The organism is Thalassospira sp. HJ (assembly GCF_000948415.1).
Classification (GTDB): Bacteria; Pseudomonadota; Alphaproteobacteria; order Rhodospirillales; family Thalassospiraceae; genus Thalassospira.
On record NZ_JYII01000005.1, the window covers coordinates 1 to 1,067 of the forward strand.

Genomic DNA, 1,067 nt, shown 5'->3' on the forward strand with positions numbered 1-1,067 from the left:
GTGATATTAATAGACACTTCACGATCCCTCACTGTGGAAGGTTACACCAGGGCATTGAAATTTGCGAAATACTTGATAGATTTAAAGATTTAACCAACTTAAAAATAAAATTCAAGAATTATATGGAATAAAAAAAAGATTAAAAAGAAAATAAACACTGATTTAGATAAATTATAATTAATTAAGTATCTTTTTTTATATCGGATTATGATAGTTTATTTTTTATAGGATTACTTATAAATCTATATACAGCAGATACTGGGAGCAAAAATGACACCTCTAAAACCACTTTATGCAGTATATGAATGGTATATCTCTCGAAATCTCCGTTCAGAAAACATGCCCAGACACGTAGCCATAATAATGGATGGAAATAGAAGATACTCCAAAATACAGGGAGATATGAATTCAATTGAAGGACATAAACGCGGTGTTGACACCCTGGAAAAGGTGCTGGATTGGTGTATAGATTTAGGGATAGAGATAGTTACTGTCTACGCATTTTCCATAGAAAACTTTAAAAGACCACCAGAGGAAGTAGAAGGATTGATGAAACTATTTAAACACAACTTCGAGACCATAGCCCAAAATAAGAGGATTCATAAAAATGAAGTGAAGTTAAAAGCCGTAGGTAAACTGGAACTCCTACCAGATGATGTAAGGAAAGCAATAAAAATGGCTGAAGAATCCACCAGTAGATATAATAAAAGGCAGGTAAATATTGCCATAGGTTACGATGGACGTTTAGAAATAGTGGATGCCATGAAAAAAATTGCAGACGAAGTTAAAAACGGAAAACTGAACCCGGGAGATATTGATGAAAAGATAGTAAATGAAAATCTATACACCGCTGGACTGGTGGATCCCAACCTGATCATAAGAACCAGTGGAGAAGAAAGACTCAGCGGATTCCTATTATGGCAATCATCCTACTCCGAACTGTACTTCTGTGACAGCTTATGGCCCCAACTCAGGAAAGTTGATTTTTTGAGGGCTTTAAGGGATTACCAACAGAGGGAAAGGAGATTTGGGGTCTAAAAAAATATGAATGATATTTTTTTCATTTT

At 34.7% G+C, this 1,067-nt stretch carries 1 protein-coding gene; it reads left to right on the forward strand.

The window, feature by feature from the left end:
* Positions 1-270: 270 nt before the first annotated feature.
* Positions 271-1,038, forward strand: a complete 768-nt coding sequence (gene uppS, locus UF64_RS02020; protein WP_044826965.1) for a polyprenyl diphosphate synthase — start codon at positions 271-273, stop codon at positions 1,036-1,038.
* The last annotated feature ends 29 nt before the right edge of the window (positions 1,039-1,067 follow it).